This window comes from Bartonella sp. AC130YNZD, assembly GCF_042196865.1.
Taxonomy (GTDB): Bacteria; Pseudomonadota; Alphaproteobacteria; order Rhizobiales; family Rhizobiaceae; genus Bartonella.
Genome location: NZ_JBHIQZ010000012.1, coordinates 38,742 through 54,209, shown reverse-complemented (window position 1 = coordinate 54,209; position 15,468 = coordinate 38,742). Strand labels below are relative to the sequence as shown.

Below are 15,468 nucleotides of genomic sequence, written 5' to 3'. Positions count from 1 at the left end.
AACCTTACCATATTTAGAGCTAACCCGCTACAAATGGGTATTTTTCAGCTTACAAAACTTGCTATGAATAGCAACAGGGGATTGATCCACTCTCAATCTGAACTTTGATTAACTAATTTCACTAAAATTGGCTGGGGTACCTGGATTCGAACCAGGGAATGCCGGTACCAAAAACCGGTGCCTTACCGCTTGGCTATACCCCAAAAAAACACGCTTTATAGCGACTCTTGCACCTTATAGCGATTCCTGTGATTGGACGCAATATCTGAAAATCAAAGACTTTACTTTTTTATCATAAAATTTCTGAGTTTTGTATGGCATTGCCATCGATACAAATTCGTAGCAGAAACTGATATACAGTTGTGATTTTAACATAAGAAGAAACCATTTATCCATCAATTATTTTGCTCTTTGTATTGATTTTCTAGGAACAGAAAATGAAAATCTTGCAGTTTACTCATGTATCTAATAAATTTGTATATGATTTACTTTTCTTGATATATTAAAATTCCATCTTGCTCAATTTAAGAAAAAGCTGTCACCACATTGGCAATCGGTAAGTGTATGATAGTGCTGCTGTGCTCTTGCATTAAGCATAAAGATGGTAATGTCCACTAATTTTTACATTATATTATTCATGGGTAGCACCATAAAATAAAATCAAGCACATTGAAAAATATTTCCTCAAAAATAACACTTAATATTCTGTTGAAAACATTATGATACACCAATAAACTGGAGGAGTTTTGCAAAAATTAAAAACATTTTATATGGTATTTGAAAAAATAGAGATACAAAAACAAGGAATAATAGCTATTTCCATTTACTTTTTATTCAAAAGATAATGATATTTATTACCCACTCATAGATGTAAAAAAATCTTCAGAAGCAATCTTTATGTAGACCAATATCCTTTTTGATTGATGAATATACATTTCCTAAAAGCTTCTTTTACAAAAAGAGAAACATTAAAACTATTTCATACAAACTAGGTATTCAACATTTGCTTTTAAATGCGGTAAATGGCAAATTAGGCTTATGAAATAAGCTTAACAATTAGAATCGAGGAGATTTTTAAATGGCTTTTGAATTGCCCCCGTTGCCTTATGATTACGATGCCCTTTCGCCTTATATGTCACGCGAAACGCTTGAATATCATCATGATAAGCATCACCTCGCTTATCTTACCAACACCAATAATTTTGTGAAAGAGTTAGGCTTAGAAAATGAAAGCCTTGAAGATATTGTTAAAAAAAGTTTTGGAAAAAATATTGGTTTGTTTAATAATGCAGCGCAGTATTACAATCATAACCACTTTTGGCTTTGGATGAAAAAAAATGGTGGTGGCCAAAAACTTCCTGAAAAGTTAGCAAAAGCTATTGACGCTGATCTAGGTGGTTACGACAAATTCCGCGCTGATTTTATTGCTGCTGCTAGTGCCCAATTTGGTTCTGGATGGACGTGGGTTGCTGTTAAAGATGGCAAGCTTGAAATTATGAAAACGCCTAATGGTGAAAATCCCTTAGTGCACAATGCTCGCCCTATTTTGGGTGTCGATGTGTGGGAACATTCCTATTACATTGATTATCGCAATGCTCGACCGAAGTACCTCGAATCCTTTGTAGACCATTTAATTAATTGGGACTATGTTTTGGAACTTTATGAAGAATGTAAATTTTAAACTATCTAGATAATTTTTTAGTATATGAAAGTCTCTATAATCCAATAAATTATCGGAGACTTTCATACAGAAGTATTATGGATTAGCAAAAGTCTTTTCCTGCTATCTTTAGAATATATGTATAGATATAGGCAACTTCTTCTAGCTTTGAAAAACGTCCAGCTGCACCAGCGTGCCCTGAATCCATATTAATACGTAATAAAACTGCATTATCGTCTGTTTTTAGGTCTCGTAATTTTGCCACCCATTTTGCAGGCTCCCAGTAAGTTACACGAGGATCTGTTAATCCTGCCATCACAAGTATAGGGGGATAGTTTTGAGCTTTGACATTATCGTAAGGGGAATAGGAAGCAATAAGCTTATAATCTTCTTCTGATTCAAGAGGATTCCCCCATTCGGCCCATTCTGGAGGTGTGAGTGGCAATGAAGCATCTAACATTGTCGCTAAGACATCAACAAAAGGCACATTCGCTACGATCCCAGCAAAATCCTGGGGAGCTATATTGGCAATGGCTCCCATCAACATTCCCCCTGCTGAACCACCATGAGCAATCAGCCGGTCGTGAGAAGTGAATTTATTGTTTACAAGGTAACGCCCACAAGCAATAAAATCTGTAAATGTATTGTGCTTAAAGAGATGCTTTCCTTTCTCATACCACTCTACTCCCTTTTCTTTTCCTCCGCGAATATGAGCAATCGCGTAAATAAAACCTCTGTTTACTAGAGAAAGTACATTACTATTGAAACTGGCAGGAATAGAGATCCCATAAGCACCATAACCGTAAAGCAGACAAGGCGCACCACCATCAAGGAGAGTGTTTTTGTGGTAAAAAAGTGAAATAGGAATCTTCTCACCATCGTCTGCTATTGCTGTAATCCGTCGTGTTACATATGCATCTTTATTATGCCCAGAGGGAATTATTTGCGTTTTTAAAAACATTCGTTTACAACTTTTCATCTCATAATCAAACACTTGATCAGGTGTTGTCATAGATGAATAGGAAAAACGAATAGTTGGACTGTTATATTCTGTAACTCCTTGCAAACTTAAAGAATAAGCCTCTTCAGTAAAAGCAATGGAATTCACTTGTTTAGTGGTACGTTCCATCACTTTTATACGTGGAAGCCCCTCAAAACGTTCGATCCAGACAAGAAAATCTTGATAAGCATCATGGGATAATATTAGGCACCCAAGCTGATGTGGGACAAACTCAGACCAATTTTCTGATTGTGGAGATGTATATGGCGCTACCATAATTTTGAAATCTTTTGCATTATCTAAATTGGTCAGAATATAAAAGACATCACCACCCTCTGTAAGTGAATATTCAATACCTTTTTGTCGTTTCCGTACACATTGGGGAACAGTAAAAGGCGCCTCAGCAGGAATTAACCAGATCTCGGATGTTTCATGATCATGAATATTAATATAAATAACATCATTAAGCTTAGAACCACTTACATCTAAGAAAAAAACTGGATTGTCTTCACGAAAAATAAGCTTATCTTGTGATTGATCTGTGTTTAATTGGTGATAATAGAGCTCTGAAGGTCGGTGGTTTTTATCCATCTTAGTATAGAAAAAACCTTCAGATCTAGCATCCCATACAATTTGACCAGATGTATCAGTAATTGTGTCCATACAGTCAGACAATGTCTCAAAATTACGAATTTTAGCTGTATAGAATTCTGATCCTTTGTCATCATAGGTCCATACCACATGTGTATGGTCAGGAGATTCTTGAACTGAACCAAATTTGAAATATTCTTTGCCTTCTGCCAAGACATCACCATTAAGGTACTCGTTTTTTTCTCCGCCATTCCTTGGTGTCCGAAAATAATGTGGTTGTTGGCCTCCGGTAACATAAGAGAATCCGTAAGCAAAAGGACCATGTTTTATAGGAACAGAACTATCATTCTCTTGGATCCTGTTTTTCATTTCGGTAAAAAGCAAATCTCGTAATGGTTTTGTATCAGCCATTTGAGCTGATTGATAAGCATTTTCTTTTTCAAGATAATGTCGAATATTGGGATCAAGACAGTTAGGATCTTTAAAAACATCTTGCCAGTTAGACGCACGTAGCCAATGATAGGGATCATCACGAAAAATACCATGATATATTTCCTTATGAGTGATTCTAGATGCTTTGGGAGGAATTGCAAAAGTGCGAGTCATACACAATCCTATATTAAAATATGTTAATAGCTTCGTTTATATGTTAGAATCACAATGATTGATGCAAGTGTAAAAATCTATAAGTTCTATTCACTTGCAAAAATAGCACCATGATAATTTTTAAACTAATACCTTTCTGTTCATTACATATCACAGCTATTGTTTTCTAGGGATATAACACCACTTTTATAATGAAAGTGACTGGTAAAACAATTAAACTATTAGAAAAAGAATTGATTTTTTTTGAAACAGTATAATAGCATAATTTTACAGAGATGAATAAATATATCTAAAATATTATTATTACTGTATAAAAAATAAAAATATCCTATCTCCTTTTAATGAATAGTTTTATATTAAAAATAATACTATTATGTCATTTTTATAATATAGCATGTTTTTTATTATTAAATTTTATAAATATAAACAATAAAAACAAATTTAAAACTTATTAAACATAAACTTACTAAAATATAAGTATTCAAAATAAAATATAATAATTTATATATTATATTTTTATAATTAGTAATTTTATTTTTACGTTCTCAAAAAAAATAAATAAATTTTATCATATATTTTTTTATATTTGTGATGTATTATATATTATGTATGATATGTTATAGGATAAAAATATATTTTAGCATGTAATAATTTCGTTTTTCTTATTGTATATTATGACAAAAAATGGGTATTTATTTGATTTTTTTGTGTTTTGGCAATTTTATAGAATAATTGAATTGACAAAAAAGATTTTTGTACAATATGAAACTCATGTGCATGAGATCTTTATATCATGAGTATATGCACTATATCTCGATTTTGAATTACTCAATTTTAAATTAAAGGAAACAAGAATGGAACATCGTGCAGTCTTAGAGACTGAAAGCAATTTAGTTATTACATTGGTTGCTGATATTGTTGCTGCCTACGTGAGTAATAATTCTATTCGACCGACTGAAGTGCCAAGTTTAATTGCTGATGTCCATGCTGCTTTTCGTAAAGCAGGGAATCTAGACTTAACAGAAGTCGAAGTTGAAAAACAAAGGCCTGCCGTTAATCCGAAGCGTTCAGTATTTCCTGATTATCTCATTTGCCTTGAAGATGGAAAGAAGTTTAAATCTCTAAAGCGTCATCTCATGACACATTATGGAATGTTGCCAGAAGAGTATCGTGAAAAATGGCAGTTAGATAGTTCTTATCCTATGGTGGCGCCTAATTATGCAAAAACACGATCGGCTTTGGCCAAAGAAATGGGGCTTGGACGCAAAAGCAAACGGAAAAAAACTAAATAATCTTATTTTGCGAAAAAATGGTTTCGTGTATAAAGTTGATTTTAGTATACATGTTTTGTGTGAAGCTTTTGTATATATAGCAATTTCTACCAAGGGGATTACATATAGCTTTCGTTACGAATCCGTTTAATCATTGATTTCAAACCATTTGATCGTTGTGGTGTAAGATTTTCATTTAAACCAAGTTTTTCAAAGAGCTCTTGAGCATCAGAATTGCGAATTTCAGAAGCTTTTTTGCCTGAATAAAAAGCAAGAAGTATGTAAATGAGTCCACGCACAATATGAGCATCGGAATCACCTTGAAACGTCAATATTGGATCTTTTGAGTTATTACGTGAAGATAAAAGCCACACTTGGCTAACACAACCAGGAACTTTGTGAGCATCATTTCGAGCGCTTTCTGGAAAAGGTGGCAATTCATAGCCAAGCTCGATGACATAACGATAACGATCTTCCCAATTATCCAAAAGCGAAAAGTTCTCTATAATATTACCGATTGTTTCCGCCATTATTTTAGTCCTGTTTCGTTTGAATAATCATTCTTGAATACACTTATAAAAAATAAATATTTATTCTTCCTAACATAAATAACACGAAGAACGTTAAAAATCCTTATTTCAAGATAACATTGCATGGTTTTGTAAGAACTCTTGTATTTCGATTTTGTAAGAAACATTAGGGGAAGTCTCTGATATCATTTTTGTTTCCTAATATGTTCCCTAAATATTCATAAGCAGCTCTTGCACCGTAATATGCGCGCTCGCCAAGTGAACTTAAAAAGGATTTTCCTACTTTGCAGGTTTTTATATTACGGTCACAAAATGCGCCTAAGTCATTTAAGGCTTCTTTAAAAGCAATAATCACATCGCTCGTTGTTGTCTCATTATTTTGGGGGCTAGAAGAATGGTTACTGCTTGGATCTGCTACAAAAAATGAAATAATGACAAAAATAAAAAATAAAAAAAATGATAATTTGATTAAAAAACGTATCATGGACAATCAATGTACCGCAGTGGTAAATACAATAAAAGGAGCATTTTATACACTGTTGCTTTATAAACAATTTATAAAATGTGTTTTTTATAAAATTGAGTATTCATGTATTGGATCTATATCATTGGCTTTTTTATAAATATGGCACAATTCCGCTGTATAAAATGGGATACATTGTTTATTCAGTAAAAAATTAACATCAAAATTATACACTTACAAGCTGGTCATGTTAATGAACATACTATGATAAAAAATGAGAGAGATAATCATGTTGTGTACATAATTATTTTAAATAATAGTCCACCATCTTAGCTTAGTTGAAAAGGCTAAAAAGAGTAAACTCTGTTATTCTGACTCTAGTGTCGATAAAATATTTATATTATCTATAAAATTTTTACTGAAATGTTATGAAAATGGTCAACCTGTCGATAAAAACATCAAAAAACAATTGCATCTCTTATGATTACATCTCAAGCCAGTTTTTTCTATAACATTGTAAACATCAATTTAATTAATACTTATGGAAATTATTTAATAGAAGGAATTTATACCAAAATATAATAATATTAAGAGATAATTATTATTACCAAACCGTTTATGGATAAGTAACCATCTATATGTAAATTATAAAGAATAGATAATGATTGTCATCTTTTTAGCGTTATAGGCAAATATTTTCAATTTTATTTTAAATAATAGACAAACATATGCCCCAAAATGAAGAATAACGTGGCATTATTGTTTAAATAATTATATGTGATAATGCAGTTTGCAAACACCAAAATGATCTTGAATGCTAATCATTTGGTGCTCTCTTTATACACATTAAAGATTTGTAAAAAAATGAAATGAATAAAAGTTGGTAAGAACTCTTGTTGATTTATCAACTTATAAATTGATATAATGAAGCTGCCCATTCTAGGAGTTTGAAATGAAAAATCAATAATGTCAATGCACTTCTCTCTGGCTGGAAGTAAGAACTGATTCATATTCGTTTCCTAATTTATATTTGTTTCTTTGTAAAAAATAAACGCAACTAGAAAATAAAAGTAATGGCAACAAAACGAAAGACATACCGAAAAAAAACTGTAAAACACCGTAAATACTACAGTAGTATTGTTATAACACTTATTCTTATAACTTTTCATTTTATTTTTTGGATTGCAAAAACTCTTTATTTCTATACACGAAAAAATACTTTATTTTTTGTTGGATCTCTTCTTTTTAGCATTAGTTTTTTATTTATTTCATTTAATGCTTTATTTTCGCAAATGACAACGCATCAAAATATTTTAACTCAAATGAAATTTTCCTCTGTTCAAAGTATAGGTAAGAGCTCTACTTTATCGGAAAAAGAAGAAAAATCTCAAGAACTCTCCTGTGTAGCTTCTGTACATTCTCAAAGTCATAACCACACAACCTCTCAATCACCAAGCATGCTAGAAAAGCAAAAAGAACTAGCAAAATTAGGACTTTATGATGGTCCATTAGATGGGCTGGAAGGACCTAAAACACGCCGAGCCATCACTTTATGGAAACAGCAAACTGCTCAGAGAATGCAAAAGAATGTTCTATCTAATCCCGCAGCAGATGAAATCGCGATATTAATTAAGCAAAGCGAAATAGAAACAAATAATACAAAAAATATGACACACTTAAAAGAAGCTATTTTAGAGCCTTCTGTTGAAGATATTATACAAGTGCAAAAAGCTTTACATATTTTTGGGAATGAAGAGGTTATTGTCACAGGAATAGAAGATCAAAAGACGATAGAAGCCTTAAAACAGTTTCAAAAAATATTTGATCTTCCTGTAACAGGTAAAATTAATCACACAATTTTAATGAAAATGCGTGAAATTGGTTTATTAAATTGAAACTAATCATAATAATCTCTTAATTTATAATGATAATTCATCTTTCGTTTGTTTAATGCTTCCCTCAAACATTCCTTCATCTCAAGCCCTCTTATATTCAATCAATCAGAATGGTTTTCTTACACATTACATATTGAGCCGTATAATTTGCTTCAAAAAAACCACAACCGATTGCAGAAAAAAGAATATTGCAAAATAGCAAACGCGCTTGTTCTAGCATTTTTATTGCCTCTGATGATAAAAGGACACGAAATTTTTGTAGTATCACGTAAACCTTTCATATTATCGAACCACGAATTGTCCATATATTATCGTCAATTTGATCTTTATAAATATGATGCAAAGAATTTGTGCAAACACCTGTAAGGATAAGTAGACATAAAGCTAGTTGTGTTATGGTTGTTGTTTTGCAAAGTGTCTGATAAAAAACCGGCACTTCTCTCCAATCTATTGCTGGAAAGTTATGTGTTTTATGACATTGTCTTCTTAAGAGAGCGTGTGCGTTTAGTATTGCCTATAAATAAACATCCAAACCTAACGCAGCAGTATATTTGAAACAAATGTTAAGACAGTTTAGTACTTCTCTCAGCTGTTATAGCTTTTGTATGCCAAATGGAGGCAAGAATATTGCGCATCTCTGTTTGTATAATCTCTTAAAACAGGAAAACAGCCTAATTTGGGAAGAATATGAAAATTTAAGGTAAAAACCAGTTTTCATCTTTGCCATTTCCTTTTAATTCAGCTTTACGCCTTTCAAAGACATCTAAAGCAATATCTTTAAAATAACGGAGATTACCTATTGCCTCATGCTCTTATTTATCGCATGTCTTTTTGGTCTCACTCCCCCTCACCTAAAACAAAATGTCCCAAACGTAATATACTTGGATTGCCATTCACGGGCTTTCTTAAAAAACATCTCTAAAACACCCAAAACCACTTCGCAACAACGCCCGTGAATAATAATAGCAGGGCCCCCCACAACAACTGCGCGACAGCGCACATCATCTTTACGCTTGTGAAGAAGCAAGCCGGCACCATTACACACTGTACCTACCTTCAATTTGTGATAGCTCTCACTTGAGATGATTCATAAGAGGCATATCCTTGCTTTATTTTTTTATCCACAGACGCTCATCCCGCCTGTAACATACAAAAAACATGGTTTTGATTGATTCATTATAAAAGAAGTCGAAATAAGAAGATCTTATGATATTTACAGCTTTCATTCAATATGAGAAATAAAAAATTATCTTTATAAATCAATAGATTGTTAACTTTGATATTCCTTTATAAATGTAAAGATGGGAGTGCATAATGGAGTTTATAAATTTTGGGAAGATTTTTATAAACTTACGGGGATTTTTACATAATCCCCATTCCACGAATATCAATGTGAAATGGGGCATCCACTGAGAAATGTCTATCTCAAACAGCATGATGTGCAAAAAAAATGCATTTGTTTGGAGCATTCTATTTTGCGTGAGGAGCTCATTCCCCTATAAAAAGCAAACGCATAAATTGACTGCATAATAACACGTTTCTCTCTATCAAGAGGTTCGCCAATAGAAAGCGTATTAATAATACATCTTTGTCTATCCTGCTTTATATTTTCTCTCATAAACCTCTAAAAAAAACACTTTATCGCGTAACACAACTTATCGTGCATTTTAGAAGCATTTTTATTCCCTTTATTAAAGAAAATAAAAGAATATATAAAAATTTATTTCAGTAATAACGATACAACAAAAAATATTAACCCATTACATCCTTTTTGCTATTGCGGCCTGAGCTGCTGCTAAACGAGCAATTGGCACTCGAAAAGGAGAACACGAAACATAATCTAGGTTATTTTCTTCGCATAAAGCAATAGAGGCAGGATCGCCTCCATGTTCACCGCAAATTCCCAATTTTATTTTTGCACGCTTTGAGCGTCCACGCTGTGCAGCAATGGTAATAAGTTCCCCTACTCCATCACGGTCAATAGACACAAAAGGATCTTGCTCTAAAAGACCTTTTTGAAAATAGGTTGCCAAAAAAGGAGCTGCATCATCACGGGAAATCCCAAAAGTAGTTTGTGTCAAATCGTTTGTTCCAAATGAAAAAAATTCAGCAGTTTCAGCAATTTCATCTGCTCTAAGCGCCGCTCTTGGAAGTTCAATCATCGTCCCAACCATATATTGAATAGTGCTTCCCTTTTCTTTCATCACTTCCTCAGCAACCTGATCAATACGCGCTTTTACAAAATCGAGTTCAGATTTAAGTGCAACCAGTGGCACCATAATTTCAAGCATAACAGGAGATCCAGATTTTTGGGCAGCTTCTGCTGCTGCTTCAAAAATCGCGCGCGCTTGCATTTCTGCAATTTCAGGATAAGTAATAGCTAAACGGCATCCTCGTAATCCAAGCATAGGATTAAATTCGTGCAACTGCTGAGCGCGTTCAGCAAGCACTTCAGCAGAAACACCCATAGCTGTTGCAACATCAAGAATTTCTGCTTTCGTTTTAGGCAAAAATTCATGTAATGGTGGATCTAGCAAGCGGATAGTAACAGGTAAACCACACATAATTTCAAATAATTCACTAAAATCTGAACGCTGCATTGGCAAAAGCTTATCTAGTGCTTTACGACGACCACTTTCATCATGACTTAAAATCATTTCACGCATGGCAACGATACGTTCATCAGAAAAAAACATATGCTCCGTACGGCAAAGACCTATACCTTCAGCCCCAAAAGATCGCCCCATACGGGCATCAGATGGTGTATCAGCATTAGCGCGAACTCTTATACGTCGCATCCCATCAGCCCATTCCATTAATTTTGCAAAGTCTCCGCAAAGCTGAGGCTGCAACATTGCAACTTTCCCTTTGAAAATTTCTCCACTTCCACCATCAATTGTGATAACATCACCTTTTTTTAGGCTTTCTCCTGATGCAAACAACGTATTTGTGTTATAATCAATCCGCACACTGCCAGCACCAGAAATACATGGTTTTCCCATCCCCCGCGCAACAACAGCAGCGTGACTTGTCATACCGCCACGCGTTGTTAAAATTCCTTCTGCAGCATGCATACCATGAATATCTTCTGGGCTTGTTTCTACACGGACCAAAATAACTTTGCGACCTTCCGCCGACACAGTTTCTGCCTCTTCTGAAGTAAAAACAATTTCACCAGTTGCGGCTCCAGGAGAAGCAGGTAAACCACGTCCTATAACAAAACGTTCTGCTTTGGGATCAAGTGTTGGATGCAAAAGTTGGTCAAGCGACTTTGCATCAATACGCATCACAGCCTCTTCACGGTTTATTAACCCCTCCTCAACCATTTCAATTGCCATCTTGAGAGCCGCACGAGCCGTGCGTTTTCCTGAACGAGTCTGAAGCATCCATAATTTACCTTTTTCAATGGTAAATTCGAGATCTTGCATATCCCGATAATGCTGCTCAAGATTCTGCGCAATCTGACATAATTTCAAAAAAGCCTCAGGCATAATTTTTTCTAACGACGGTCTATTTGAACCAGCAACAATACGCGCATTTTCTGTAATATTTTGAGGCGTTCGAATGCCCGCCACAACATCTTCCCCTTGCGCATTAACTAAAAATTCACCATAAAGTTCTTTTTTCCCTGTCGATGGATTGCGTGTAAAAGCAACACCTGTTGCCGAATCTTCACCCATGTTGCCAAAAACCATAGCTTGCACATTAACTGCCGTTCCCCAACTTTCAGGAATACTATGTAAACGGCGATAAGTAACAGCACGTGCTGTCATCCAACTTGAAAAAACGGCTCCAATCGCCCCCCATAACTGTTGTTCAGGATCTTGTGGAAAAGGGGCTCCTAATTTTTCTTCAACATAGGCTTTATAAGAAATAATAACATTCTTCCAATCATCTGCTGTCATTTCTGTATCAATAGTGTAACCATTGCATGCTTTTACTTCATCAAGAATCTCTTCAAAATACGAATGGTCTAGCCCCAAAACAACGTTAGAATACATTTGGATAAAACGTCGATAACTATCATAAGCAAAACGTTCATTATTGGCTTGTAAAGCAATTGCTTTTACAGTTTTATCATTCATGCCAAGGTTCAGCACTGTATCCATCATCCCTGGCATAGAAGCCCTAGCCCCTGAACGAACAGACAGCAAAAGTGGTCTTTGTTCATTCCCAAATTCACGTCCTGTTTGTTCAGCAACGTATCTTAGTGCTTGCTTAACAGATTCCTGTAGCTCTTCTGGATATGATTTGTCATGGGCATAATAAAAATTACAAACTTCTGTTGTCAGCGTAAATCCGGGTGGTACGGGCAAACCAAGATTACTCATTTCTGCCAAATTAGCCCCTTTACCTCCGAGAAGGTTACGCTCACTTGCACTTCCTTCTGCCTTTCCATCTCCAAAACTATAAACCCATTTTTTCACTGTACAAATCCTCCCATATCAGCTTCAAAACATCATTCAACCCAGGCTCACTTAAAAGCAATGATTTGATTCAAAATTGGCTCAACGATATCGCTTCATAAATGCATAATATTAATCCTTCCAAAAGAGATAATGACCAAAAGTATCACTATCCATCTTCTGGAAGATTAAGATTCAGTTTTTTAGAAAACTATCAATCACCGAAAAAAACTCTTCTACTTTCATGGCACCTTCATATTTACTACCATTAATAAAGAAAGTAGGTGTTGCTGTGACACCAAGCTCTTTACCGCGTTCAAAAGATGCATTTACTTCATCTAAAATGGACTGATTTTTCAAACACGCAGTAAAACTTTCATCTGTAAAACCAGCCATTAAGCCAATTTTCTTCAATGGTGTTAGAGCATTTTTTCCGAAAGCCCATTCATTTTGTTTTTGAAATAAAACTTCTATCAAAGGAAAATAGCGATCTTCCGGTGCACACCGTGCCAACATAAAACCTGCTGTTGCCCGAGGATCAAAAGCATATTCTCGGAAAATAAGTTTTACTTTTCCTGTTTTGATATATTTTTTACGAATTTGGGGAAGTATATCATTATAAAAATGCGCACAATGGGTACATGTCAACGAAGCATACTCAACAATGACGACTGGTGCATCCGCCTCACCCTCAAAGCGATCCTTTACTTTACCCGATTGGAGAAGCTCTGCCATATCAACAGTTGCCACTGATTTGGGATCACGCGCTAAAGCAACTGTTACACTGCTTTGTACAATCGTTATGAAGAGAAAAATTATCCCGAAAGATAAAAAAGAACGATATTTTACCATAAATAATACTTTTCTGTTGTTATTAACGAATAGGAATCCAATGCTTTCTCATATATTAAAGAAAAATATATAAAATATCTTTCTATTTATTATTTTTTTCCAAAAAAATGCAACAGCCAAGTTGATAAAGTGTTTGGTGCAAACTTTTATCCTCAATTCCTTCAAGCATTTTTTCCAGGCATTTTTTGTCTTGTTCACTCAAAGTCGGTTTTAGAGGCAAGTGATTCATAAAAACCGACATACTCCTTTGCTCAATCTTGATGCGATCAATAGCAATATAGCCAAAAAATCCGTTAATTTTATGAAGTAATTCCTCTGTTTCATGCATCAATTTTAACGCAGCAAATCCTTCACATGCGACAACAAGTGTTGCTGGCTGAAAAACTTCATCTTGATCTGCACGACGTTTCCAAATAATTTTAAGCGGCATTGTATGTTCGCTGATATCATAGCCCGCAATTTGTGGCCAATGTTCTATAAGCGCTACATTAAGCCCTGTCCGTTTGCGTAAAACTGGATCAAGTATTTTGTATACCGTCTCAGAAAGAGAATAAAAGATACGTTTTTTAAGTTGTTTTCTCATTTTTAGATCATTGTTCAACCGCTTACTAAATTAAAATCATTTGTTTCATCTAAAAATTGTTGCCTCCTCAATTTATGAAATATCAACAAAATAAAAAGCCTTTTCTCACCAGAGCCTTGACAATAAAAGAGCAAAAAACATGAATTACAAAATAAATAATTTTTTCTTTTGCATTTTATATCTCCCTATGCTTGAAAGCAATCATGTATGAAATTTCTTCGCACCTCCTTGCTTGGTACGATCAAAATCACAGACATCTTCCATGGCGGATTACCCCCGAAAAGCAAAAACAAGGTATCCGTCCTGATCCTTATCAAGTTTGGCTTTCTGAAATCATGCTTCAACAAACAACCGTTGAAACAGTTAAGCCTTATTTTAAAAAGTTTCTAAAACTATGGCCTAATCTTTCCTCTTTAGCAAAAGCCTCACAAGATGATATCATGAAAGCATGGGCTGGACTTGGTTATTATTCACGCGCACGTAATCTTAAAAAATGTGCGCGACAGCTTGTTGAAAACTACGCGGGACAATTTCCACAATCTGTAAAAGAATTGCGAACTCTAGCCGGTATTGGAGATTATACTGCCGCAGCCATTGCTGCGATTGCTTTTAACCACCCTGTAGCAGTGGTTGATGGTAATGTCGAACGTGTGGTAGCGCGACTTTTTACTATCACTTCAATATTGCAAAAAGCAAAAGTTGAAATTAAAGAAAAAACACAAAAAATTACTGCTTTAAATCGTCCTGGTGACTTTGCTCAAGCAATGATGGATTTGGGAGCAACAATTTGTACTCCACGCAAACCATCTTGTTATACCTGCCCTCTTCAATGTTTATGCAAAGCAGAAAAGATGCAACAACCGGAGTCTTTTCCAGTTAAAGCCCCTAAAAAAGAACGCCCTTCAAAAACAGGTATTGCTTTTGTGGTCCTTAATAAAAAGAAACAAATTTATTTGGAAAAACGACAGACGCAAAAGCTCCTTGGTGGAATGACCCAAATTCCTAACAATATTGGCATAAACAACGAAAATGGGCTCCAAAACGCACCCTTTACTGCCAATTGGCAATTCAAAGGACAAATTACGCATGTTTTTACTCACTTTTCTCTAAAACTCGATGTTTACTATACCGAAGATGTTCATGAAATGAATTGTAAAAATGGTTGGTGGTGTAACATTCAACATCTTGCCGAAGAAGCATTACCTACTGTTATGAAAAAAGCAATTTCCGTAGCACTTCCCAATTCTTTCAGATTTAAATAACCTTCCCTATTCATAAAAATGTTTTCTAATGGAGACTTTTGTATCTCTAGCGATCATTTATTAATCTGTAAAAGAAAAATTTAAAAAAATGAAATAACCAATTTTTTCTACAGACAAAAATTAAGGAGGGATAGAAACGCTTAGAAGCTTTAGATTTAAATTTCAGGATCTATCCTTTTTTCGCTTATGACGGAGCAAGTTAGCATCATCATTATATTTACCAGCCCCCTCAACATCCCTTGGTACGTGAAACGGATTATAAGAGGTACTTTTAGTTCTTTCGTTAACAATTTTTATTCACACGCCAACCCCGCTTATGACATGCAAGCAAATAATTTTCATCGATTCA

Annotated in this window: 10 protein-coding genes, 1 tRNA gene and 1 pseudogene; 4 read left to right on the top strand and 8 right to left on the bottom strand. The window is 34.6% G+C overall.

Features of this window, described 5'->3' with window-relative positions; all coding sequences use genetic code 11:
• Positions 1-128 precede the first annotated feature (128 nt).
• Positions 129-203 (bottom strand) — tRNA-Gln (locus ACFINU_RS06200).
• Positions 204-1,078: 875 nt separating this feature from the next.
• On the opposite strand from ACFINU_RS06200, the gene ACFINU_RS06195 reads away from it, so the two are divergent.
• Entirely contained in the window at positions 1,079-1,681 is a 603-nt protein-coding gene (locus tag ACFINU_RS06195; protein WP_375618389.1) for a superoxide dismutase, read from the top strand.
• An 82-nt stretch (positions 1,682-1,763) separates the two neighbouring features.
• On the opposite strand, the gene ACFINU_RS06190 is transcribed toward ACFINU_RS06195, so the two are convergent.
• A complete protein-coding gene (locus ACFINU_RS06190) occupies positions 1,764-3,857 on the bottom strand; it encodes a S9 family peptidase (protein ID WP_375618390.1) in 2,094 nt (697 codons plus the stop codon).
• An 854-nt stretch (positions 3,858-4,711) separates the two neighbouring features.
• On the opposite strand from ACFINU_RS06190, the gene ACFINU_RS06185 reads away from it, so the two are divergent.
• Complete coding sequence (locus ACFINU_RS06185) at positions 4,712-5,149, top strand: MucR family transcriptional regulator (RefSeq protein WP_375618391.1); 438 nt, start codon at positions 4,712-4,714, stop codon at positions 5,147-5,149.
• Positions 5,150-5,247: 98 nt separating this feature from the next.
• Here the strand turns inward: ACFINU_RS06185 and ACFINU_RS06180 are convergent, their stop codons facing one another.
• Both ACFINU_RS06180 and ACFINU_RS06175 read right to left on the bottom strand, forming a co-directional pair.
• Positions 5,248-5,658: a SufE family protein gene (locus ACFINU_RS06180; protein WP_375611146.1), complete on the bottom strand. Its 411-nt coding sequence runs from the start codon at positions 5,656-5,658 to the stop codon at positions 5,248-5,250.
• 108 nt (positions 5,659-5,766) lie between these two features.
• A pseudogene (locus ACFINU_RS06175) lies at positions 5,767-6,142 on the bottom strand (DUF5330 domain-containing protein).
• Positions 6,143-7,194: 1,052 nt separating this feature from the next.
• Between ACFINU_RS06175 and ACFINU_RS06170 the strand changes: the two are divergent.
• The gene (locus ACFINU_RS06170) at positions 7,195-8,016 is read left to right on the top strand and encodes a peptidoglycan-binding domain-containing protein (protein WP_375618392.1); all 822 of its coding nucleotides are present in this window, start codon (positions 7,195-7,197) and stop codon (positions 8,014-8,016) included.
• A gap of 847 nt (positions 8,017-8,863) precedes the next feature.
• Here ACFINU_RS06170 and ACFINU_RS06165 read toward each other — a convergent pair.
• From ACFINU_RS06165 to ACFINU_RS06150, 4 genes are all read right to left on the bottom strand, one after another.
• Complete coding sequence (locus tag ACFINU_RS06165; RefSeq protein WP_375618393.1) at positions 8,864-9,061, bottom strand: hypothetical protein; 198 nt, start codon at positions 9,059-9,061, stop codon at positions 8,864-8,866.
• A 715-nt stretch (positions 9,062-9,776) separates the two neighbouring features.
• On the bottom strand, positions 9,777-12,443 hold the full coding sequence (gene ppdK / locus ACFINU_RS06160; RefSeq protein ID WP_375618394.1) for a pyruvate, phosphate dikinase: 2,667 nt from the start codon (positions 12,441-12,443) through the stop codon (positions 9,777-9,779).
• Positions 12,444-12,617: 174 nt separating this feature from the next.
• A complete protein-coding gene (locus ACFINU_RS06155; protein ID WP_375618395.1) occupies positions 12,618-13,274 on the bottom strand; it encodes a DsbA family protein in 657 nt (218 codons plus the stop codon).
• A gap of 82 nt (positions 13,275-13,356) precedes the next feature.
• Positions 13,357-13,857, bottom strand: coding sequence for a DUF721 domain-containing protein (locus ACFINU_RS06150; protein WP_375618396.1), 501 nt, complete (start codon positions 13,855-13,857; stop codon positions 13,357-13,359).
• 203 nt (positions 13,858-14,060) lie between these two features.
• On the opposite strand from ACFINU_RS06150, the gene mutY reads away from it, so the two are divergent.
• Positions 14,061-15,119, top strand: a complete 1,059-nt coding sequence (gene mutY / locus ACFINU_RS06145) for an A/G-specific adenine glycosylase (RefSeq protein ID WP_375618397.1) — start codon at positions 14,061-14,063, stop codon at positions 15,117-15,119.
• Positions 15,120-15,468: the final 349 nt, after the last annotated feature.